Here is a 20,846-nt window from a genome sequence, read left to right on the forward strand (position 1 = left end):
CGTCTCAGGGCCGGCGTCATCGGGGCGTTAACCCGGAGACGACGAAGCGCCCGGCGAAGGGAGTCTGCTTCGCCGGGCGCTCCGGACGCCCCGACCGGGAGTCACCCGGCACGGAGCTGGTCCCCGCCGCCCGAGGGCGCGGGAGTCGGGTCAGGTGAGCCGGATCTGCCGGTTCACGTCCTTGTACAGCAGGTAGCGGAACGGCCCGGGGCCGCCCGCGTAGCAGGCCTGCGGGCAGAACGCCCGCAGCCACATGAAGTCGCCGGCCTCGACCTCGACCCAGTCGTCGTTCAGCCGGTACACCGCCTTGCCCTCGAGCACGAAGAGGCCGTGCTCCATCACGTGCGTCTCGGCGAAGGGGATGACGCCGCCCGGCTGGAAGGTCACGATGTTCACGTGCATGTCGTGCGCGAGGTCGTCGGGGTCGACGAAGCGGGTGGTGGCCCAGGCCCCGTCGGTGTCCGGCATCGGGCGCGGCGCGACATCCTGATCCCGCGTGACGAAGGAGGCGGGCGCGGCGATGCCGTCGGCCGGCTCGTACGCCTTGCGGATCCAGTGGAACGAGGCGGGCTCGCCGCCCTCGTTCGCGATCGACCACTCGGCGCCCGCGGCGAGATAGGCGTAGCCGCCCGCGCCGAGCACGTGCCGTTCGCCGGCGAGGGTCAGCGCGAGCTCGCCCGCGGTGACGAAGACGACGCCCTCGACGCCGGCCTCCGGTTCGGGGCGCTCCGCGCCGCCGCCGGGCGCGATCTCGACGATCAGCTGGGCGAAGGTCGTCGCGAAGCCCGCGATGGGCCGCGCGATGATCCAGGAGCGGGTGCCCGTGAAGCCCGGCAGATTGCTCGTGACGATGTCGCGCAGCACGTCCTTCGGGATGACGGTGTACGCCTCCTTCACGACCGCGCGGTCGGTGAGCAGCTCGGACTGGGCGGGCAGGCCGCCCTTCGGCGTGTAGTAGCTCATGCGGGTGCTCCGGGGGTCGACGTGGTGGCGGGGACGGATGCCGCGGCGAGCCGCGGGTGGGCGAGCGCGACGAGTGCCGCCCGCTCCACGCCGGCGTCGGCGGCGACCTCCGCGGCGGAGACGGCGCCGCACTCGACGCCGCGCAGCACGAAGTCGGCGAGCGCGCGCGCCGTGGCGGGCTCGTCGAGCACGGCGCCGGGGGTCTGCTCGAGGTAGGCGCGGAGCCGCGCGGCCGCGGCCGGGTAGCCCTCCCGGAAGAAGGCGTAGCTCGCGAGGTAGCGGGTCGGCAGCTGGTGCGGGTGCAGGTCCCAGCCCTGGTAGTAGCCGCGCTCGAGCGAGCGCCGCACGAGCCGCGCGTGCAGCGCCCACGCCTCGGCGGTGCGCTCGCCGAGCGGCAGCACGTTCGTGGAGCCGTCGGAGAGCCGGATGCCGGTGCCTGCGACGGCGAGCTGCATGACGCCCTTGGCGAGGTCGGCGGCGGGGTGCTCCATCGACTGGTACCCGGCCGCGATCTGCAGCGAGGCGCTGTAGTCGTAGGTGCCGTAGTGCAGCCCGGTGATGCGGCCGGGCGCGGCGTGCGGCAGCTGCGCGACCGGGGAGCGGCCGTCGGCGCCGAGCACGAGCTGCGGGGTCTCGACCTGCACCTCGAAGCGGATCCGCCCCTCGGCGAGGCCGTGCACCCGCTCGAGTTCGGCGGCGAGCGCCGCCATCGTCTCGACCTGCGCGACGGTGGTGACCTTCGGCAGGGTGAGCACGAGGCCGTCGGGCAGCCCGCCGCCCTCGACGAGGGCGGTCACGAAGAGGTCGAGCGTGCGGATGCCCCGCGCCCGCGTCGGCCGCTCGAAGCACTTGAAGCGGATGCCGACGAAGGGCGGCGCGGTGCCGGCGCCGACGGCGTCGAGCACCCGGCGGGCGGCGAGCACCGCGTCGGCGTCCTCGGCCTCGTCGCCGCGATCGCCGTAGCCGTCCTCGAAGTCGAGTCGCAGGTCCTCGATCGGCTCGCGCTCGAGCTTCCGGGCGACGCGGGGCGCGAGCTCCGCGGCGAGCGCGGCGTCGAGCCCGGCGACGACGGCGACGGCTTCGAGGCCCCCGGCGTCCTCGGCGGCGCCCAGGGCGGCGGCGCCCCACTCCGCCGGGAGCTCGGGCGTGAAGCGGTCGGCCGGCACGTAGACGGTGTGCACGGGCTGCCGGGAGCCGTCGTCGCCCGGGTAGGCACGGTCGAGCAGTTCGTCGGTGGCGGCGAGGCGGCGCTCGGCGTCGGCGAGTGCGGCGGCGCCGAGGGCGGCCGTGGGGGCGGTGGCGGAGCCCTGACCCATCAGCCCTCCAGGAGTTCGTAGGCGGGCAGGGTGAGGAAGTCGACGAAGCCGTCGTCGAGGCAGAGCTCCTCGACGAGGCGGGCTGCGGGCTCGTAGAACCGGGCGAAGCGCTCGGCGTCCACCTGCCCGCGGAGCGCCGCGACCTCCTCGGCGAGCACGGTGCGGACGAGCTCGGGCGTGACCGAGCGTCCGGTGTCGGCGAGCTCGACGCCGTTGCGCAGCTGCTGCCAGACCTGGGAGCGGGAGATCTCGGCGGTCGCGGCATCCTCCATCAGGTTGTGCAGCGCGACCGCGCCGTCGCCCGAGAGCCAGACCGCCGTGTACGCGACGGCGACCGAGAGGTTCAGCCGCAGCCCGGCCTCGGTGACCCGGCCGGGGGCGGATGCCGCGTCGAGCAGCTGCTCGGCCGTGACCGCGACCTCGGGGCGCTGGCGGTCGAGCTGATTCGGCCGGCTGCCGAGCACGCCGTCGAAGACCTCGCGGCAGACCGGGACGAGGTCGGGGTGGGCGACCCAGGAGCCGTCGAAGCCGTCCTCGGCCTCGCGGGTCTTGTCGGCGCGGACCTTCTCGAAGGCGGCGCGGGTGACCTCGAGGTCGTTGCGATTCGGCACGAAGGCCGCCATGCCGCCCATGGCGAAGGCGCCGCGGCGGTGGCAGGTCTGCACGAGCAGCTCGGTGTAGGCGCGCATGAACGGCGCGGTCATCGAGACGTCGGCGCGGTCGGGCAGCACGAAGTCGGGGCCGGCGTCGCGGAACACCTTGATGAAGCTGAACAGGTAGTCCCAGCGGCCGGCGTTCAGTCCGGAGGCGTGCTCGCGGAGCTCGTACAGGATCTCGTCCATCTCGAACGCGGCTGGGAGCGTCTCGATGAGCACGGTCGCGCGCACGGTGCCGCGCGGCAGGCCGAGCTGCTCCTGGGCGAAGACGAAGACGTCGTTCCAGAGCCGGGCCTCGAGGTGGGACTCGAGCTTCGGCAGGTAGTAGTACGGGCCGTGGCCGTTCTCGATCAGCGGCTTCGCGGTGTGGAAGACGTGCAGCCCGAAGTCGACGAGCGAGCCGCTCGCCCGCTCGCCGTCGATCAGCACGTGCCGCTCGGAGAGGTGCCAGCCGCGCGGGCGGGTGACGACGGTCGGCCGTTCGATGTCGCTGCGGAGGGCGTACTGCTTGCCCTGCGGCGAGGTGTACGCGAGCGTGCCGCGGGCGGCATCGAGGAGGTTGCGCACGCCGGCGACGACGTTGTGCCAGGTGGGGCTCGCGGCGTCCTCGAGGTCGGCGAGCCAGACCTTGGCGCCGGAGTTCAGCGCGTTGATCGCCATCTTCGGCGGGGCGGCGGGTCCCGTGATCTCCACGCGGCGGTCGAGGAGAGCGGGCGGAGCGGGGGCGACGCGCCACTCGGACTCGCGCACCTCGCGGGTCTCGGGAAGGAAGTCGAGCCGCCCGTCCGCCGCCGCCCGCTCGCGCCGTTCGCCGCGCGCCGCGAGCAGCTCCAGCCGGCGTGCCGCGAAGCGGTGGTGCAGCGCCTCGACGAAGGCGAGGGCCTCGGCCGAGAGGATCTCGTCGCCCCCCTCGACGTCGGTGGGGGTGGTGATCTCGATGGTCATGCGGCTGCTGCTCCTTCGCGGCTCGACGCGGTCCGCTCATCATCGCGTATGCACCGAGCGTCCCAAAAGTTTTCGCATTATGGATGTTAATGTTTGCTTTACGGAAACACAAGCCTCCGGCATCACCCACGACGCCGCGGGCCGCTCATGGCGCCCCACCCCGGCGGGGCCGTGCGGTATCTTGTGTCCACCCACGTTTTCCGCGATGCGGATACTCGCCACCGAGATGCAGAACCGAGGAGCCCCGGCATGGCCGAAGCTGAAGGCGTCAAGTCCGTCGCACGGGTCTTCGACCTGCTCGAGCTCATCGCCGACGCGGGCGGCGACGTCACGCTGAGCGAGCTGTCGACGATGGCCGAGCTGCCGCTGCCGACCATCCACCGGCTGCTGCGCACCCTCGTCTCGCTCGGCTACGCCCGCCAGCTCGCGAACCGGCGCTACGCGCTCGGCCCGCGCCTCGTGCGCCTCGGCGAGGTCGCGAACCGGCAGTTCGGCCAGCTCGCCCGACCGCAGCTGAAGGGGCTCGTCGAGCGCCTCGGTGAGACCGCGAACCTCGCCACCCTCGACGGCGACCGCGTCATCTACGTCTCCCAGGCCCCCTCGCCGCACGCCATGCGCATGTTCACCGAGGTCGGCCGCCGCTCGTACCTGCACTCCACCGGGGTCGGCAAGGCCATCCTCGCCGAGCTCGACGACGAGCAGGTGCGCGAGATCGTCGGCCGAACGGGCCTGCCCGCCGAGACCGAGCACTCCATCACCACCCTCGAGGCGCTGCTCGCCGACCTCGCCGAGATCCGCGCGCGCGGGTACTCGATCGACGACGGCGAGCAGGAGATCGGCGTGCGCTGCTACGCCATGGCCGTGCCCGGCGCCCCCGTGCCGACGGCCGTCTCGGTCTCCGGACCGATCGCCCGCGTCGACGAGGACTTCGCCGCCCGGGCCATCCCCGTGCTCCGCGAGGCGGTGCGCGAGATCGGCGCGCTCGCCGCCGCGGCCTGAGCCCGCGCACCCGCCGTTCGCTCCTCACCTGCGGCTCCGCCTTCGCTGGAGCCGGCCGCTGGCGACCCCTCGGACACTGCCACTGCCGGATCGCGCGCGAGTCGCGTAGTATCCATATCCATTCTGCGAAAGCCGGATTCCGGATCGTAAGAACTGCCGGTTCGGCGGGCGGTACCCTGGAGGTGTCCGCCCCCGGGCGGGCGCGGTGCGAGGTGGGGCCACCGGGGCCCCGGTGCCGCAGGCGTCGACGCAGACGCCGGACCCGAGGAGTTTCGACATGGAACACCACGCCGTGACCGTCAACGGGCGCTCCCGCCCGCTCGACGGCGTCCCCACCCACGCGACCGCCCTCGACTGGCTGCGCGACACCGGCCTCACCGGCAGCAAGGAGGGCTGCGCCGAAGGCGAGTGCGGCGCCTGCGCGATGCTGCTCGCGACGCCCGCCGACGACGGCGGCACCGCCTGGACCGCCGTGAACGCCTGCCTGGTGCCCGTGCACGCACTCTCGGGCCAGGAGCTCGTGACCGCCGAGGGCCTCGGCTCCCCCGAGGCCCTGCACCCCGTGCAGGAGAAGCTCGCCGAAGCCGGCGGCTCCCAGTGCGGCTACTGCACCCCGGGCTTCGCCTGCAGCATGGCCGGCGAGTTCTATCGCGCCGACCGTGTCGCGCAGGATGCCTCGGCCGAGCCCTGCCCGGTGCACGACGACGCCCCGAGCGCCGCCGCCCCCGACGACCCCGAGAGCGCCGCCGACGCCGAGCACGGCCCGAACGGCTTCGATCTGCACTCGCTGAGCGGCAACCTCTGCCGCTGCACCGGGTACCGGCCCATCCGCGATGCCGCGTACACGCTCGGCTTCCCCGAGGCCGGCGACCCGCTCGCCGAGCGCCGCGAGCGGCCCGCGCCCGTGGCCGTCCCCACCGACTACGCCCACGAGGGCGACCGCTTCGTCCGTCCCGCCTCGCTCGCCGAGACGCTGGCGATCCTCCGCGACGAGCCCGACGCCCTGCTCGTGGCCGGCTCGACCGACTGGGGCGTCGAGGTGAACCTCCGCGGCCGCCGCGCGCCGCTCGTCGTCGCCATCGAGCAGCTCGAGGAGCTGCGCACGCTGTACCTCGGCGAGGACGTCGTCGAGATCGGCGCGGCGCTGCCGCTCTCGGACGTCGAGCGCCGCCTCGACGGCCGGGTGCCGCTGCTCGCGCAGCTCTTCCCGCAGTTCGCCTCCCGGCTGATCCGCAACCGCGGCACCATCGGCGGCAACCTCGGCACCGGCTCGCCCATCGGCGACACCCCGCCCGCCCTCCTCGCGCTCGGCGCCCGCGTCGTGCTGGCGAAGGCGGACGAGACGGGCGCGGTCCTCGAGCGCGAGGTCGAGCTCGCCGAGTACTTCACCGGCTACCGGCAGACGGTGCGCGAGACGGGCGAGCTCATCCGGGCCATCCGCATCCCGCTGCCCCTCGCCGGGCTCACCGCGTTCCACAAGATCGCCAAGCGCCGCTTCGACGACATCTCGAGCGTCGCCGTCGCGTTCGCGCTCGACGTCGACGACGCGGGCGTCGTCACGGCCGCCCGCATCGGCCTCGGCGGCGTCGCCGCCACCCCGCTCCGCGCCTACGAGGCCGAGCAGGCCCTCGTCGGCAAGCCCTGGGACCTCAGCACGGTGCGCGCCGCCTCCGCGGTGCTCCGCGAGACGGGCACCCCCATGAGCGACCACCGGGCGAGCGCCGACTACCGCAGCGCCATGCTGGGCACCGCCCTCCTGAAGCTGTACGCCACCTCCCGCGGCTCCAGTCGCGGCATCCGGACGGAGGTCCCGGCATGAGCGCCCTCGCCGACCGCCCCGCCGACCCGGTCGTCGGCCTCCGCGCCGCGCACGAGAGCGCCGCGCTGCACGTCACCGGCGCGGCGATGTACACCGACGACCTCGCCGCCCGGGACCACGGCGTGCTCACGGCCTGGCCGGTGCAGTCGACGAACGCGCACGCGCGCGTCGCGGTCGACGTCGCGCCGGCCTACGAGGTGCCCGGGGTCGTGCGCGTGCTCACCGCCGCCGACGTGCCCGGCCTGAACGACGCGGGCATCAAGCACGACGAGCCGCTGTTCCCGAGCGAGGCGATGTTCCTCGGCCACGCCCTCGTCTGGGTGCTTGGTGAGACGCCCGAGGCCGCCCGCCTCGGCGCCGCCGCCGTGCGGGTCGAGTACGAGCCGCTGCCCTCGCTCATCACGGTGCGCGACGCCATCGCGGCCGAGTCCTACCAGGGCATCGCCCGCACGGTCGCCCGCGGCGACGCCGCCGCCGCCCTCGCCGACGCCCCGCGCGTCTTCACAGGGGTCACCGAGTTCGGCGGTCAGGAGCACTTCTACCTCGAGACGCAGGCCTCGTACGCGATCCGCGACTCCGAGGGCCAGTACTTCGTGCAGTGCTCGACGCAGCATCCCTCCGAGACGCAGGAGATCGTCGCGCATGTGCTCGGCGTGCCCTCGAACGAGGTCACCGTGCAGCAGTTGCGCATGGGCGGCGGCTTCGGCGGCAAGGAGATGCAGCCGCACGGGCTCGCCGCGATCGCCGCGCTCGGCGCGAAGCTCACCGGCCGCCCGGTGCGGCTTCGGCTGAACCGCACACAGGACCTCACGATGACCGGCAAGCGCCACCCCTTCCACATCGAGTGGCGGGCGGGCTTCAGCGAGGACGGCTTCATCCAGGCGCTCGAGGCCACCCTCACGGCCGACGGCGGCTGGAGCCTCGACCTCTCCGAGCCCGTGCTCGGCCGCGCGCTCTGCCACCTCGACAACGCCTACTGGATCCCGAACGTGCACGCGCACGGCCGCATCGCGAAGACGAACAAGACCTCGCAGACCGCGTTCCGCGGCTTCGGCGGGCCGCAGGGCGTCTTCCTCATCGAGGACATCCTCGGCCGGGTCGCGCCCGAGCTCGGCATCGAGGCGGCGACGCTCCGCGAGCAGAACTTCTACCGGCCCGGCCAGGCCACGCCCTACGGCCAGACGGTGAAGGACGCCGAGCGGATGCCCCGCATCTGGACCGAGCTCAAGGCCGAGAGCGACTTCGACGCCCGCCGGGCGGAGATCGCCGCCTTCAACGCCGCCCACGAGGACCGCAAGCGCGCGCTCGCGATCACCCCCATCAAGTTCGGCATCTCGTTCAACTTCGCGGCCTTCAACCAGGCGGGCGCGCTCGTGCACGTCTACAAGGACGGCTCGGTGCTGATCAACCACGGCGGCACCGAGATGGGCCAGGGCCTGCACACGAAGATGCTGCAGGTCGCCGCGACGGCGCTCGGTCTCGAGCTGCACCAGGTGCGGCTCGCGCCCACCCGCACGGACAAGGTGCCGAACACCTCCGCGACCGCGGCGAGCTCCGGTGCCGATCTCAACGGCGGCGCGGTGAAGAACGCGTGCGAACAGATCCGGGAGCGGATGGCGAAGGTCGCCGGGCGCCTCCTCGGCGTGGACGAGCGCGACGTGCGCTTCTCGGGCGGCGTCGTCACGGGCCTCGGCAACCGCGAGCAGCGGCTGAGCTTCGCCGAGGTCGCCGAGGCGGCCTACCTGCAGCGGGTGCAGCTCTGGGCGGCCGGCTACTACCGCACCGAGGGCCTGCACTGGAACCCCGATGTCATGCAGGGCTCGCCGTTCAAGTACTTCGCCTACGGCGCGGCCGCGAGCGAGGTCGAGGTCGACGGCTTCACGGGCGCCTACCGGGTGCGCCGGGTCGACATCGTGCACGACGTGGGCGACTCGCTCTCGCCCATGCTCGACATCGGGCAGATCGAGGGCGCGTACGTGCAGGGCGTCGGCTGGCTGACGCTCGAGGAGCTGCGCTGGGACGAGAGCGACGGGCCCGCGCGCGGGCGCCTGCTCACCCAGTCGGCCTCGACGTACAAGCTGCCGAGCTTCTCGGAGATGCCCGAGGTGTTCAACGTGCGGCTCTTCGAGGACGCCCGCGAGGAGGGCGCCGTCTACGGTTCGAAGGCCGTCGGCGAGCCGCCCTTCATGCTCGCCTTCAGCGCCCGGGAGGCGCTGCGCGAGGCCGTCGCCGCCTTCGGCCCCGGCGGCCGGGCGGTCGAGCTCGCCTCGCCCGCGACGCCGGAGGCCGTGTACTGGGCGGTCGAGGCGGCCCGGGCCGCCGGCGCTCCCGCCGAGGCCGTCGCGCAGACGGATGCCTCGCGCGAGCTCGTCGGCGCGGACTGACGGACCCGGATGGACTGGCTGGACGCGCTGCAGCGGCTCCGCGAGGCGCGGACGCCCGCGGTCATCGTCACCATGGCGATGGTCCGCGGGCACGCGCCCCGCAACGGCGGCGCGAAGATGGTCGTCTCCGCCGACGGGCTCTTCGGCACCGTCGGCGGCGGCAACCTCGAGGCGACCGCCGTCCGGCGCGCCCGGGAGCTCCTCGCCGCGGGCGTGGCCGAGCCCGAGCTGCTCACGCTCACCCTGAGCGACAAGGCGAACGCCGAGTACGGCGTGCAGTGCTGCGGAGGAGAGGTCACGATGCTCTTGGAACCCGTGCGCACGGTGCCGGCGGTCGCCGTCTTCGGCATCGGCCACGTCGGCCTCGAGCTCGCCCGGGTGCTGGCGAGGCATCCGCTCGAGCTCCACCTCGTGGACTCCCGTCCCGAGATGCTCGCCGCCGACCGGCTCGGCGAGCCCGGCCGCACCGGTCCGCTCGGCGACGCCGTCGCCGAGGTGCGGGTGCACCACGCGCCCGTGCCCGAGGCCGCGCTCGCCGAGCTGCCGCCCGGCGCGCACGTGCTCGTGATGACCCACGACCATGTCGAGGACCTCGCGATCGTCGAGACCGCGCTGCGCACCCCCGGGCTCGGCTCGATCGGCCTCATCGGCTCGCGCTCCAAGTGGGCGCGGTTCCGTGGCAAGCTCCACGAACTCGGTCACGACGACGAGGCCCTCGCGCGCGTGACCACGCCGATCGGCATCGACGGGATCGGCTCGAAGCTGCCCGCCGCGATCGCCGTGAGCGTCGCCGCGCGGGTGCTGCAGCTCATCGAGGCCGCGGAGGGCACGGCCGACGAGGCGGAGGCCGACGAAGTAGAGGCGGACGCGGGGTGAGCGGCGTCCGCTCGGCCCTCGTCACGGGCGCGGGCAGCGGCATCGGCCGCGCCTGCGCCCGCGCGCTCCTCGACGCGGGCTGGAACGTGACGCTCGCCGGGCGCCGCCGGGCGCCGCTCGAGGAGACCGCCGCCGGCTTCGGCACGGCGCTCGTCGTGCCCGCCGACGTCACCGACGCGGATGACGTCGGGCGACTCTTCGCCCGGCACGACGAGCGCTTCGGCCGGCTCGACCTGCTGTTCAACAACGCCGGCACGTTCGGCCCCAGCGCCGACGTCGGCGCGCTGGACGAGGCGGAGTGGGCGGCGACGCTCGCCCTGAACGTGACCGCGGCGGTGCGCTGCGCGGGCGCGGCGTTCCGCCGGATGGCGGCGCAGCATCCGCCCGGCGGCCGCATCGTGAACAACGGCTCCGTCTCGGCCCAGGTGCCCAGGCCCCGCTCGGCCGCGTACACGACGACGAAGCACGCGATCGCCGGGCTCTCGAAGTCGATCGAGCTCGACGGCCGGGCGCACGGCATCACCTGCACCGAGCTCGACCTCGGGAACGCCCGCACCGAGCTCGTCGACGGCCTCGTCGGCGACGGCGCGCTGCAGGCCGACGGCCGACGCCTCGTCGAGCCGACGATGGCGGCGGACGACGTCGCTCGGCTCTTCCTCGCCCTCGCCGAGCTGCCGCTCTCGGTGAGCGTGCCGCAGCTCACGGCGACCGCGGCGGGCATGCCGTTCATCGGCCGCGGCTGAGCGAACGAGGTGGACGGAGCGCACGGGGCGGGCTGAGCGGGCCGGCATGGCCGGCGCCGAGGCATCCGCCCCTCAGCTCAGCCGGCGCCCCCGCATGATCGCGAGCGGGAGCGTCGCGAGCGACAGCGCCGCGGCGCAGAGGAACGCGACGGGGAACGAGAAGCCCGCCGCGATCGTGCCGACGAGCACGGCGCCGAAGCCGGTGCCCGCGTCGAAGCCGATGTTCCACACCATGCTCGCGAGCAGGGTGTCGCGCGGCCCGACGGCGGCGAAGGCCTCCCCCAGCGTGAGGTTCTGCAGTCCGCCGTAGCCGAGGCCGACCAGGGCCGCGCCGATGAGCAGGGCCCAGTCGGCGGGCGCCGAGGCATCCACGACGCCCCAGGCGGTGATCGCGAGGCCCGCGGCCGTCGCGATCACGAGCGGCCAGAGCAGCGGTCGGGCGCCGAAGCGGTCGGCCGGCCCGCCGATGAGCCAGCGCGAGAGCGCCGCGAGGCCGGTGAGCAGCAGCAGTGCGGCGGCCGCGAGCAGCTGGTCGCCGGCGAGCTGGGGCAGGAAGGTGATCAGCGCGCCGCCGGCGACGGTGACGGCGAGCAGCAGCGCGACCGGGCGGAACAGCACGGCCGCCGCGGCGAGCGGGCCGTGCGAGGCGTGCGCGTGCTCCGCCGGGTGCGGCGGCTTCGCGGCGAGGTGCTTGGCGAGGCGGAGCGCGGCGGGGATGCCGAGCACGGGCAGCGCCGCGACGACGAACACCGGGGCGTAGCCGAGGTGCTCGGCGACCCAGGGCGCGAGCGGCAGCAGCACGAGCTGGGGTCCCGCGATCGCGAGCCCCCAGGCGCCGATCGCCCGACCGCGGCGGGCCGGTTCGATGAGCTCGGGCACGGCGCTGCCGCCGGCGACCGTCAGTACGGCGAAGCCGAGGCCGCGCACGGCCGACCAGGCGAGGATGACGGGGAGCTCCGCCGAGGCGAGCATCGCCGGGGCGGGGAGGCCGAGGAGCAGCAGCCCCACGACGAGCACGGGCGCCCAGCCGAAGCGGCGGAGGGCCGCCGGCACCATCGTCTGCCCGGCCACGGTCGCGAGCATCAGCACGCCCGTGACGAGCCCGGCGCCCGCGACGTCGGCGCCGCCGGACACCGCCCAGAGCGGCGCGACCGGCATCAGCACGGCGAAGCCGGAGAAGCCGAGGGCCGTCATCGTGATGAGTGCGGGCATCCCGGGCGCCCGCCATACCGATCCTGCGCCCGGTCCGTTCGTCGTCAAGTCCTCTTCACCGTTCCCTTCCGATCCATCCCACCACGGCCGCAGCCCGTGTGACGCCGCGGGCGCGCGCCGCGCTGGACGCGACCGCGCCCCGGTCGGCGCAGTGCCGACCGGGGCGCGTCGATGGAGCGGCTCAGCCGGCGATGAGGCTCTCGATCGGCCCGCGCACGAAGTACAGCGCGAAGCCGGCCGCGACGATCCACATCAGCCAGTGCACCTTGCGCGCCCGGCCGGACGCCGCGTTCACGAGCGCCCAGGAGATGAATCCCACGCCGATGCCGTTCGCGATCGAGTACGTGAGCGGCATCGTCACGATCGTGAGGAAGGCGGGCAGGGCGATCGCGAACTTGTCGAACTTGATCTCGCGGATCTGCCCCATCATCATCGCGCCGACCACGACGAGCGCGGCGGAGCCGACCTCGATCGGCACGACGAGGGTGAGCGGGGTGAGGAACATGGAGAGCAGGAACAGCACACCGACGACGATCGAGGCGAGCCCGGTGCGGGCGCCCTCGCCGATGCCCGAGGCACTGTCGACGTAGACCGTGTTCGAGGAGGTGGAGGTCGCACCGCCCGCGATCGCGCCGGCGCCCTCGACGATGAACGCCGCCCGCAGCCGCGGGAAGGTGCCGTCCTTGTGCGCGAGCCCGGCGTTCTTCGCGAGCCCGGTCATCGTGCCCATCGCGTCGAAGAAGTTCGAGAACACGAGGGTGAAGATGAGCATCGTCGCCGACAGCGCGCCGATGCGGCCGAAGGAGCCGAAGAGGTCGAACTGCCCGACGAGCCCGAAGTCGGGCACGGTGAACAGCGCGGTCGGCAGCTCGGGGATCGTCATGTGCCAGCCGTTCGGGTCCTCGAAGGAGGGGCCGAGCTTCAGCAGCGCCTGGGCGATGATCGCGACGATGGTGGTCACGACGATGCCGATCAGGATGCCGCCGGGCACGCGGCGCGCGACGAGGATGCCGATCAGCACGAGGCCGAGCAGGAAGATGAGCGTCGGCACCGAGGTGATCGAGCCGGCGTCGCCGAGCTGCACGGGCGGGCCGCCGGGGGTGCGGTTCACGAAGCCGGAGTCGACGAAGCCGATGAAGGCGATGAACAGACCGATGCCGACCGTGATCGCGGCCTTGAGCGCCTGCGGCACCGCGCGGAAGATCGCCGTCCGCGCGCCGGTGGCGCCGAGCAGCACGATGATGATGCCGTTGATCACGACGAGGCCCATCGCCTCCGGCCAGGTGACCTGGCCCACGACCGAGACGGCGAGGAAGGAGTTGATGCCGAGGCCCGCCGCGAGCGCGAAGGGCAGCCGGGCGAAGACGCCGAACAAGATCGTCATGAGGCCGGCGGTGAGGCCGGTCGCCGCGCCGATCTGGGCGGCGTCGAGGGCATTGCCCGCGACGTCCTCGGTGCCGCCGAGGATCAGCGGGTTCAGGATGACGATGTACGCCATCGTCACGAAGGTGACGATGCCGCCTCGGATCTCGCGCCCGAACGTGGAGCCGCGCCGGGTGATCTCGAAGAAGCGGTCGATCGCGTTCTTCGGCTCGCCGTCGACCGTGGTGGTCGCGCCGGTGGGCAGCGGGTCGGGGATGGGCGTCGCGGTGCTGTCGGTGTGCTGGGTCACGTCCGTCTCCGCTCAGTACTCGATGCGGGTGGCGGTGTGCTGCCACTCGGTGAAGGGGGCGACCCGCTCGGCGGGCGGCAGCTCGATGTCGGCGACCGGCATGACGGCGCGGTCGGAGTCGTCGCCCTCGAAGTAGCGGTAGAAGACCGCGTCGTCGAAGCCGGCATCGGCCGCGTCGTGGCGGCTCGCCGCGAAGTAGACGCGGTCGATGCGGGCCCAGAGCGAGGAGGCGAGGCACATCGGGCAGGGCTCGCAGCTCGTGTAGAGCACGGCGCCGGAGAGGTCGAAGTCGCCGATCCCCTGGCAGGCGGCGCGGATGGCCGAGACCTCGGCGTGGGCGGTGGGGTCGAGGTTCGCCGTGACCCGGTTGACGCCCTCGAAGACCCGTCCGTCGGCGGTGACGACGATCGCGCCGAACGGGCCGCCGGAGCGGCGCACGTTCTCGGTGGCGAGCGCGACGGCTCGGGCGAGGTACTGGGCGGGCGTCGGCTCTGCGCCGTCGGGCGCCGTGCCGGCCGTGGTGGTGGTACCGAGCGATTCCATGAAAAGCATCCTTGCTCTCGGAGTCCGACCGGGCGTCTGGGTCCGCGGCGTCTGTTCGGCGCCGGCGTGATCGTCGTCGATCCGTTCGGGTCTGCTGGGCTTTCGCGCCGGGCGGCTTCGTGGCGGCTCGGCGACTGGTCGAGGCTAACAGCCACCAATCCCGGGGTCTACACGTTTTTGGAAGTTTGATTCTGAAATACGGAAAAGTTGATTGCACTTCCGCAGATGCGGAAGTATTGTCACTGCTATGGCGCAATATCGGATCAGTGAGGCCGCCGATCTCCTCGGCGTGAGCGACGACACCGTTCGGCGGTGGGTGCAGGACGGGCTGCTGAGCGTCTCGAAGGACGACGCCGGCCGCCAGGTCGTGCCCGGTCGCGAGCTCGCCGCGAGGGCGCAGGCCATCGCGGCGACCATCACCGACCGGTCCCATGTGCGCCGTAGCGCCCGCAACCGCTTCGTCGGTCTCGTCACCAAGGTCGAGATCGCCGGACTGATGGCCCAGGTCGAGCTGCAGTGCGGCCCGAACCGGGTCGTCTCCCTCATGTCGGCCGAGGCCGCCCGCGAGATGGAGCTCGAGATCGGTTCGCGCGGCGTGGCCGTGGTCAAGGCGACCACGGTCATCATCGAGACGGAAGAGGATCCCTCGTCGTGACCCTGCAGCACCGCACGTCCCGCAGCACCCGCAGCACCGTCAGCTCCGCCCCTGCCCGCAGCCGTCCGCGTCGCGTCGGCGCGGGCCTCGGCGTCGCCATCGCCGCCGCCGTTCTCCTGGCCGGCTGCGCCGCGGGAGGGCAGCCCGCCCCGAGCCCCACCGAGCGCGCCGGCGCCGACGAACCCGCTCTGACCGGCGAGCTCACGATCTACGCCGCCGCCTCGCTCAGCGGCGCCTTCGACGAGCTCGCCGCGCAGTTCGAGACCGAGCACCCGGATCTCGACGTCGTGCCCATCACCTACGACGGCTCCTCCGTGCTCGCCACGCAGCTCATCGAGGGCGCGCCCGCCGACGTCTTCGCCTCGGCCGACGAGAAGAACATGGCGAAGGTGCTGGACGCCGGCCTCGCCGAGTCCGCCGACGACTTCGCCACGAACGTGCTCGAGATCGTGGTCGCCCCCGGCAACCCGCTCGGCATCGAGGGGCTCGACGCCCTCGCCGACGGCGCCACGACGACCGCCGACGGCCGGCCGGCGACGGTCGTGCTCTGCGCGCCCGAGGTGCCCTGCGGCGCCGCCTCGCAGACGCTCATCCAGGCCGCCGGCCTCACGCTGACCCCCGCGAGCGAGGAGCAGAACGTCACCGCCGTGCTCACCAAGGTGAAGTCCGGCGAGGCCGATGCGGGGCTCGTCTACGTCACCGACGTGAAGGCCGCGGGCGACGCGGTCGAGGGCGTCGAGATCGCGAACGCCGCCGACGCGACCAACGTCTACCCGCTGACCGCGCTCAGCGCTGCACCGAACCCGGAGGCGGCGGCCGCCTTCGTGGCGTTCGTCACCTCGAAGGCCGGCCAGCAGGTGCTCGCCTCCTTCGGCTTCGGAGCGCCGTGACCCGAGTCGTGCACGCGCCCCGCGGCGGCATCGCCGTCGCGGGGCGCTTCCCCGGCTGGCTGTACCTGCCGGCCGGTCTCGGCGCCGCCGTGCTGCTGCTGCCGCTCGCGGCGCTGCTCGTGCGGCTCGACTGGGCGGGCGTCCCCGCGGCCATCACCTCCCCCGAGGCGCTGCAGGCGCTCGGGCTCTCCCTCGCGACCGCGAGCTGGGCGACGCTCGCCTGCATCGTGCTCGGCGTCCCGCTCGCGCTCGTCATCGCCCGCAGCGGTCGCGGCACCGCCGCCGCACTGCGCACGCTCGTGACCCTGCCGCTCGTGCTGCCCCCGCTCGTCGGCGGCATCGCCCTGCTCTCGCTCCTCGGCCGCACCGGGCTCTTCGGCGAGGTGCTCGCCGTCTGGGGCATCCGCATCCCCTTCACGACCGCCGCCGTCGTCATCGCCCAGGTCTTCGTCGCCCTGCCCTTCCTCGTGATCTCCGTCGAGGGCGCGCTGCGCACCGCCGGCACCCGTTTCGAGGGCGTCGCCGCGGGCCTCGGCGCCGGCCGCTTCACCGTCTTCCGGCGGATCACCCTGCCCCTCGTCGCCCCCGGCCTCCTCGCCGGCGCCGTGCTCTGCTTCGCCCGGGCGCTCGGCGAGTTCGGCGCGACCGCCCTCTTCGCCGGCAACGCGGCCGGTACGACGCGCACGATGCCGCTCGCGATCTACACGGCCTTCAACGGCGCCGGGGTCAGCGAGGACACGGCGATCGCCCTGTCGCTCATGCTCATCGCCGTGGCGATCGCGGTGCTCGTGCTGATGCGCGGCTGGCGAGCGGACGCCCCGCGATGAGCGCCGCAGCGGAGCGCCGGACGGATGCCTCGGCTGCCGGGGCGGCCCCGGACGCCGGGCTCGTCGCCGAGCTCGAGGTGGAGCGCGGCGGCTTCCGCCTGGACGCCGCCGTCGCGGTCGGTCCCGACGAGGTGCTCGCCGTGCTCGGCCCGAACGGCTCGGGCAAGTCGACGCTGCTCGCCGCGATCGCGGGGCACGTGCCGGTCGACCGCGGCGAGGTGCGGGTGGGCGGGCGCCTCCTCGGCGGCGCCGGCGCTGGCGAGGTGCCGCTCGCGGCCCGCCGCATCGGCCTGCTCGGCCAGCAGGCGCTGCTGTTCCCGCACCTCAGCGCGCTCGAGAACGTCGCCTTCGGCCCGCGCGCGCAGGGCGCCGGTCGCCGGGACGCCCGCGCCGAGGCGGCCGGATGGCTCGAGCGGGTCGGCCTCGCCGGCTTCGAGCGCCGTCGGCCGGCCGAGCTGTCCGGGGGCCAGCAGCAGCGCGTCGCACTCGCCCGCACGCTCGCGGCGAGGCCGGCGGCGCTGCTCCTCGACGAGCCGTTCGCGGCGCTCGACGTCGAGGCGGCGGCGGGCATGCGGCGGCTCGTCCGCGAGCATCGGGCGGCCCTCGGCATCCCGATGCTGCTCGTCACCCACGATCCGCTCGATGCGCTCGTGCTCGCGGGCCGCGCCGCCATCCTGCAGGCCGGTCGCATCGTCGACGAGGGGCCGATCGCCCGCGTGCTCGGGCATCCGCGGACGCCGTTCATCGCCGCCCTCGCGGGCGTGGACCTCGTCGAGGGCGTCGCGCTCGACGCCGCGACGGTGCGCAGCGACGGCGGCCTCGTGCTGCGCGCGGCGGAACCGGCCGGGCTCGTCACCGGGGCGCCGGCCTCCGCCGTGTTCGCGCCGGGCTCGGTGCACGTGCGGGCCGCGGACGCGGGGGCCCCGGCGGGCGGGGCTGCGGCGGCCGGTGAGCCCAGCGCGAACCACTGGTCCGGCACCGTCGCGAGCCTCGAACCCACGGGCGGCGGCGTGCGCATCGTCACCGCCGAACAGCCGGGCGTCGCCGTCGACGTGCCGACCGCCGCGGCCGTCGCGCTGGACCTCGAAGCGGGCGCGGCCCTCGCGTTCCGGATCGAGCCCGCCGACGTGTCGGTGCGCCCGCTCGGCTGACGGCGCGCTCCCGGGGCGGTGTTACGGTAGACGCCCACGAGGGGGTGACGATGACGATCTCGACGCCGGCGCGAGCCGGGACGGGCGGAGCCAGGCGGCTGCCGGCCTCCGGCGAGCTGCCCGATCGGCTCGGCCGCCCCATGCGGGACCTGCGCATCTCGATCACCGATCGCTGCAACTTCCGCTGCGTCTACTGCATGCCGAAGGCCGTATTCGGCCGCGACTACGCCTTCCTCGACCGCGACGAGCTGCTGAGCTTCGACGAGATCGTGCGGATCGCCCGGGTGGCCGCCGCGCACGGCGTCGAGAAGCTCCGGCTGACCGGCGGCGAGCCGCTGCTGCGCCGGGGCGTCGAGGAGCTCGTGGCCCGGCTCGCCGAGCTGCGCACGCCCGACGGGCGGCCGCTCGAGCTCGCGCTCACCACCAACGGCGCCGCCCTCGCGGTGAAGGCCGGCGCCCTCCGGGACGCCGGGCTCACCCGGGTCACGGTCTCGCTCGACTCGCTCGACGATGCCAAGTTCCAGGAGATGAACGACGTGCGCTTCCCGGTGGCGCGGGTGCTCGCCGGCATCGACGCCGCCCACGAGGCGGGGCTCGGCCCGATCAAGCTGAACATGGTCGTCAAGCGCGGGCTGAACGACGACGAGGTCGTCGCCATGGCCAGGCACTTCAAGGGCACCCCGTACACGCTGCGCTTCATCGAGTACATGGACGTCGGAACCTCGAACGGCTGGGACCTCGCCGAGGTCGTCCCGTCCGCAGAGATCGTCGAACGGATCGGCGCCGAGCTGCCGCTCGTGGCCGTCGGGCGCTCCGCCCCAGGCGAGACGGCGGCGCGCTGGCGCTACGCCGACGGCGAGGGCGAGATCGGCGTCATCTCGAGTGTGACGAACGCGTTCTGCGGCACCTGCAACCGCGCCAGGATCTCGACCGAGGGGCGTCTGTTCACCTGCCTCTTCGCGAGCGAGGGCCACGATCTGCGGGCCCTCCTCCGCGGCGGGGCCGACGACGCCGAGCTCGCCCGGGCGATGGGCGCGATCTGGGGCGCGCGCGACGACCGCTACTCCGAGCTGCGGGCGACCCTCACCCCCGAGCTGCGGGCCGCCCGGCAGAAGATCGAGATGAGCTACATCGGCGGCTGAGGCGCGGCCGCGTTCGCCGGGGCGCTGCTACAGGCCGACCCACTCCGAGACGCCGTCGTCGAAGTGCTGCCGCTTCCAGATCGGCACCTCCTGCTTCACGAGTTCGACGAGGCGCTCGCACGCGTCGAACGCCTGCGCCCGATGCCCCGCGCCGGCGGCCGCGACGAGCGCGACGTCGCCGATCACGAGGTCGCCGACCCGGTGGGCCGCGGCGACCGCGAAGCCCGTCTCCTCGCGGATGCGCCGGACGCAGTCGGCGAGGAAGCGCTCCGCCTCGGGGTGGCCGCGGTAGTCGAGCGCGCGCACGGCCCGGCCGCCATCGTGGTCGCGCACGACCCCGTGGAACACGACGACGGCGCCCGAGGCGTCGTGCTCGACCGCCCGGCGCACGGCCTCGGCGTCGAGCGGAGCCTCGGAGACGACGGCGTAGAGCTCGGTGCGGTCGGGACTGGTGCGGTCGGGACTGGGCATCGCTGGCTCGCTTCCGCTGCGGTTCATCGGGTCTGCGTGGGTCATCGGGTCTGCGTGGGTCATCGGGTCTGCGTGGGTCATCGGGTCTGCGTGGGTCATCGGGTCTGAAGGCGTCATCGGATGAGGTACTCCGCGCCGAGCGCGGCGAAGCGGTCGAGGCCGCCGTCGAGGGAGACGACGTCGACGTGCCCGCGCGCGGCGAGCGCTGCGGCCGCTCGGGCCGAACGCACCCCGAGCTCGCAGTACACGATGAGCGGGCCCGGCGCGTCCTCGGGCTCCGCACCGCCGAGCAGCTCGCCGAGCGGCACGAGCTCGCTGCCGGCGATGCGCCGGAGCTCCGTCTCGGCCGGCTCCCGCACGTCGAGCAGGCGCAACCGCTCGCCGGCGCGCAGCCGGCGCAGGAGTTCCGCGGCCGAGATCGCCGCGGTCGGGGCATCCGCGGAGGCGCCCTGGGGAGCCAGCCCGCAGAAGCGCTCGTAGTCGACGAGCCCGGTGACCTCGGCGGCGTCGGGGTCGACGCCGTAGGGGATCTCGCGGCTGCGCCCGCTCAGCGCGTCGTAGCTCAGCACCCGCCCGATGAGCGGCTCGCCGATGCCCGTGACGAGCTTCACCACCTCGCCCGCGAGCATGGCGCCGATCGTGAGGCAGAGCGTCGGCAGCACGCCGCCGAGCTCGCAGGAGGGCACCTCGCCGGGCGCCGGCGGCGTCGGGAACAGGTCGCGGTAGCCGGGCCCGTGCCCCCGCCAGGCGACGCCGAGCTGCCCCTGGAAGCGCAGGATCGCGCCCCACACGAGCGGCACGCCGGCGAGGTGCGCGGCGTCGTTCGCAAGGTAGCGGGTGGGGAAGTTGTCGCTGCCGTCGACGACGAGGTCGTAGTCGGCGAGGATGCCGGGCAGGTTCGCCGCCGTCAGGCGCACGCGGTGACGCACGACCCGGCATTCCGGGTCGATCGCCGCGACCGTGTCGGCGAGCGAGTCGACCTTCGGGCGGCCGAGGTCGGCGACGCCGTGGCTGAGCTGCCTCGGCAGGTTGCTGAGCTCGACGTCGTCGTCGTCGGCGAGGCCGATCGTGCCGACGCCAGAGCCCGCGAGCGCGGGCACGACGGCGCTGCCGAGGCCGCCGGCGCCGATGACGAGCACGCGGGCGGCGGCGAGGCGGCGTTGCGCGTCCTCGCCGTACCCGGGCAGCATGAGCTGACGGCTGTGCCGGCTCACGCGCTCGGCGCTGAGCGGCGCGCCTGGCGCGACGAGCGGCTGGGTCATCCGGTCAGTGTACTCGCGGCGCTTTTCCGCGTGGCGGATGCCGGATTCCGCCGTTCGGGTAGCATCGAGCCCATGACCCTCGTGACCGTGCGCTACTTCGCGGCCGCCGCTGACGCCGCGGGCTGCGAGGAGGAGCGGCTGGAGCTCGGCGAGGCGACCGTCGGCGCGCTCCGAGAGCTGCTCGCCGAGCGCTACGGCGAGCCCATGCAGCGGGTGCTCCGCAACGGCTCCTTCCTCGTCGACGGCACGGTGCGCCGCGACCCGGCCACGCCCATCGGCGCCGCGGTCGATCTGCTGCCGCCGTTCGCCGGCGGCTGAGC

General features: G+C 74.1%; 19 protein-coding genes. 11 read left to right on the forward strand and 8 right to left on the reverse strand.

Annotated features, from left to right (window positions below):
• Positions 1-150 precede the first annotated feature (150 nt).
• From MTP13_RS00160 to aceB, 3 genes are read right to left on the reverse strand one after another with little or no spacing between them, the layout of a single operon-like run.
• A complete protein-coding gene (locus tag MTP13_RS00160; RefSeq protein WP_243569062.1) occupies positions 151-963 on the reverse strand; it encodes a bifunctional allantoicase/(S)-ureidoglycine aminohydrolase in 813 nt (270 codons plus the stop codon).
• Positions 960-2,279, reverse strand: coding sequence for an HpcH/HpaI aldolase/citrate lyase family protein (locus MTP13_RS00165; protein ID WP_243569063.1), 1,320 nt, complete (start codon positions 2,277-2,279; stop codon positions 960-962). The genes MTP13_RS00160 and MTP13_RS00165 overlap by 4 nt, the downstream gene beginning before the upstream one ends.
• Positions 2,279-3,880 carry a malate synthase A gene (aceB, locus tag MTP13_RS00170; RefSeq protein ID WP_243569064.1) on the reverse strand — a complete coding sequence of 534 codons (1,602 nt, stop codon included), beginning with the start codon at positions 3,878-3,880 and terminating at the stop codon, positions 2,279-2,281. The genes MTP13_RS00165 and aceB overlap by 1 nt, the downstream gene beginning before the upstream one ends.
• 249 nt (positions 3,881-4,129) lie before the next feature.
• On the opposite strand from aceB, the gene MTP13_RS00175 reads away from it, so the two are divergent.
• The 5 genes from MTP13_RS00175 (at position 4,130) to MTP13_RS00195 (ending at position 10,701) form a co-directional block, all read left to right on the forward strand.
• Complete coding sequence (locus MTP13_RS00175) at positions 4,130-4,879, forward strand: IclR family transcriptional regulator (RefSeq protein WP_243569065.1); 750 nt, start codon at positions 4,130-4,132, stop codon at positions 4,877-4,879.
• Positions 4,880-5,156: 277 nt separating this feature from the next.
• Complete coding sequence (locus MTP13_RS00180; protein ID WP_243569066.1) at positions 5,157-6,698, forward strand: xanthine dehydrogenase small subunit; 1,542 nt, start codon at positions 5,157-5,159, stop codon at positions 6,696-6,698.
• Positions 6,695-9,082: a xanthine dehydrogenase molybdopterin binding subunit gene (gene xdhB / locus MTP13_RS00185; protein ID WP_243569067.1), complete on the forward strand. Its 2,388-nt coding sequence runs from the start codon at positions 6,695-6,697 to the stop codon at positions 9,080-9,082. The genes MTP13_RS00180 and xdhB overlap by 4 nt, the downstream gene beginning before the upstream one ends.
• A 9-nt stretch (positions 9,083-9,091) precedes the next feature.
• A complete protein-coding gene (gene xdhC / locus MTP13_RS00190) occupies positions 9,092-9,958 on the forward strand; it encodes a xanthine dehydrogenase accessory protein XdhC (RefSeq protein ID WP_243569068.1) in 867 nt (288 codons plus the stop codon).
• A complete protein-coding gene (locus tag MTP13_RS00195; RefSeq protein WP_243569069.1) occupies positions 9,955-10,701 on the forward strand; it encodes an SDR family oxidoreductase in 747 nt (248 codons plus the stop codon). Before xdhC ends, MTP13_RS00195 begins: the two co-directional genes overlap by 4 nt.
• 72 nt (positions 10,702-10,773) lie before the next feature.
• Here MTP13_RS00195 and MTP13_RS00200 read toward each other — a convergent pair whose 3' ends face one another.
• The 3 genes from MTP13_RS00200 to MTP13_RS00210 form a co-directional block, all read right to left on the reverse strand.
• Entirely contained in the window at positions 10,774-11,913 is a 1,140-nt protein-coding gene (locus tag MTP13_RS00200; RefSeq protein ID WP_243569070.1) for an MFS transporter, read from the reverse strand.
• 181 nt (positions 11,914-12,094) lie between these two features.
• Positions 12,095-13,540: an NCS2 family permease gene (locus tag MTP13_RS00205; protein WP_424221963.1), complete on the reverse strand. Its 1,446-nt coding sequence runs from the start codon at positions 13,538-13,540 to the stop codon at positions 12,095-12,097.
• 57 nt (positions 13,541-13,597) lie between these two features.
• A complete protein-coding gene (locus MTP13_RS00210) occupies positions 13,598-14,128 on the reverse strand; it encodes a nucleoside deaminase (protein ID WP_243569071.1) in 531 nt (176 codons plus the stop codon).
• A gap of 247 nt (positions 14,129-14,375) precedes the next feature.
• Here MTP13_RS00210 and MTP13_RS00215 point away from each other — a divergent pair, with 247 nt between their 5' ends.
• Genes MTP13_RS00215 through moaA form a run of 5 tightly spaced genes read left to right on the forward strand, consistent with a single transcriptional unit; the run spans position 14,376 to position 18,793 of the window.
• Positions 14,376-14,783 (forward strand): TOBE domain-containing protein, encoded by a 408-nt coding sequence (locus MTP13_RS00215; RefSeq protein ID WP_243569072.1) that lies wholly within the window; start codon positions 14,376-14,378, stop codon positions 14,781-14,783.
• Positions 14,780-15,673, forward strand: a complete 894-nt coding sequence (gene modA / locus MTP13_RS00220) for a molybdate ABC transporter substrate-binding protein (RefSeq protein WP_341680807.1) — start codon at positions 14,780-14,782, stop codon at positions 15,671-15,673. Before MTP13_RS00215 ends, modA begins: the two co-directional genes overlap by 4 nt.
• A complete protein-coding gene (locus tag MTP13_RS00225; protein ID WP_424221792.1) occupies positions 15,670-16,500 on the forward strand; it encodes an ABC transporter permease in 831 nt (276 codons plus the stop codon). The genes modA and MTP13_RS00225 overlap by 4 nt, the downstream gene beginning before the upstream one ends.
• Entirely contained in the window at positions 16,497-17,651 is a 1,155-nt protein-coding gene (locus MTP13_RS00230; RefSeq protein ID WP_243569073.1) for an ABC transporter ATP-binding protein, read from the forward strand. The genes MTP13_RS00225 and MTP13_RS00230 overlap by 4 nt, the downstream gene beginning before the upstream one ends.
• Before the next feature lie 50 nt (positions 17,652-17,701).
• Positions 17,702-18,793 carry a GTP 3',8-cyclase MoaA gene (gene moaA / locus MTP13_RS00235; RefSeq protein ID WP_279399747.1) on the forward strand — a complete coding sequence of 364 codons (1,092 nt, stop codon included), beginning with the start codon at positions 17,702-17,704 and terminating at the stop codon, positions 18,791-18,793.
• Positions 18,794-18,820: 27 nt separating this feature from the next.
• Here the strand turns inward: moaA and MTP13_RS00240 are convergent, their stop codons facing one another.
• Positions 18,821-19,264, reverse strand: a complete 444-nt coding sequence (locus MTP13_RS00240) for a molybdenum cofactor biosynthesis protein MoaE (protein WP_243569074.1) — start codon at positions 19,262-19,264, stop codon at positions 18,821-18,823.
• Between the two features lie 113 nt (positions 19,265-19,377).
• A complete protein-coding gene (locus MTP13_RS00245) occupies positions 19,378-20,526 on the reverse strand; it encodes a ThiF family adenylyltransferase (protein ID WP_243569075.1) in 1,149 nt (382 codons plus the stop codon).
• Between the two features lie 72 nt (positions 20,527-20,598).
• On the opposite strand from MTP13_RS00245, the gene MTP13_RS00250 reads away from it, so the two are divergent.
• Entirely contained in the window at positions 20,599-20,844 is a 246-nt protein-coding gene (locus tag MTP13_RS00250) for a MoaD/ThiS family protein (RefSeq protein ID WP_243569076.1), read from the forward strand.
• Positions 20,845-20,846 lie beyond the last annotated feature (2 nt).

It is taken from the genome of Agromyces soli (assembly GCF_022811605.1).
Classification (GTDB): Bacteria; Actinomycetota; Actinomycetes; order Actinomycetales; family Microbacteriaceae; genus Agromyces; species Agromyces soli.

Excerpts from the sequence above, each read along its gene's own strand:
- MTP13_RS00245 (WP_243569075.1), bottom strand. The coding sequence starts at position 20,526 with ATGACCCAGCCGCTCGTCGCGCCAGGCGCGCCGCTCAGCGCCGAGCGC.
- moaA (WP_279399747.1), top strand. The coding sequence starts at position 17,702 with ATGACGATCTCGACGCCGGCGCGAGCCGGGACGGGCGGAGCCAGGCGG.
- MTP13_RS00215 (WP_243569072.1), top strand. The coding sequence starts at position 14,376 with ATGGCGCAATATCGGATCAGTGAGGCCGCCGATCTCCTCGGCGTGAGC.
- MTP13_RS00210 (WP_243569071.1), bottom strand. The coding sequence starts at position 14,128 with ATGGAATCGCTCGGTACCACCACCACGGCCGGCACGGCGCCCGACGGC.
- xdhC (WP_243569068.1), top strand. The coding sequence starts at position 9,092 with ATGGACTGGCTGGACGCGCTGCAGCGGCTCCGCGAGGCGCGGACGCCC.
- MTP13_RS00160 (WP_243569062.1), bottom strand. The coding sequence starts at position 963 with ATGAGCTACTACACGCCGAAGGGCGGCCTGCCCGCCCAGTCCGAGCTG.
- xdhB (WP_243569067.1), top strand. The coding sequence starts at position 6,695 with ATGAGCGCCCTCGCCGACCGCCCCGCCGACCCGGTCGTCGGCCTCCGC.
- MTP13_RS00240 (WP_243569074.1), bottom strand. The coding sequence starts at position 19,264 with ATGCCCAGTCCCGACCGCACCAGTCCCGACCGCACCGAGCTCTACGCC.
- aceB (WP_243569064.1), bottom strand. The coding sequence starts at position 3,880 with ATGACCATCGAGATCACCACCCCCACCGACGTCGAGGGGGGCGACGAG.
- MTP13_RS00200 (WP_243569070.1), bottom strand. The coding sequence starts at position 11,913 with ATGCCCGCACTCATCACGATGACGGCCCTCGGCTTCTCCGGCTTCGCC.
- MTP13_RS00175 (WP_243569065.1), top strand. The coding sequence starts at position 4,130 with ATGGCCGAAGCTGAAGGCGTCAAGTCCGTCGCACGGGTCTTCGACCTG.
- MTP13_RS00165 (WP_243569063.1), bottom strand. The coding sequence starts at position 2,279 with ATGGGTCAGGGCTCCGCCACCGCCCCCACGGCCGCCCTCGGCGCCGCC.
- MTP13_RS00250 (WP_243569076.1), top strand. The coding sequence starts at position 20,599 with ATGACCCTCGTGACCGTGCGCTACTTCGCGGCCGCCGCTGACGCCGCG.
- MTP13_RS00180 (WP_243569066.1), top strand. The coding sequence starts at position 5,157 with ATGGAACACCACGCCGTGACCGTCAACGGGCGCTCCCGCCCGCTCGAC.
- MTP13_RS00230 (WP_243569073.1), top strand. The coding sequence starts at position 16,497 with ATGAGCGCCGCAGCGGAGCGCCGGACGGATGCCTCGGCTGCCGGGGCG.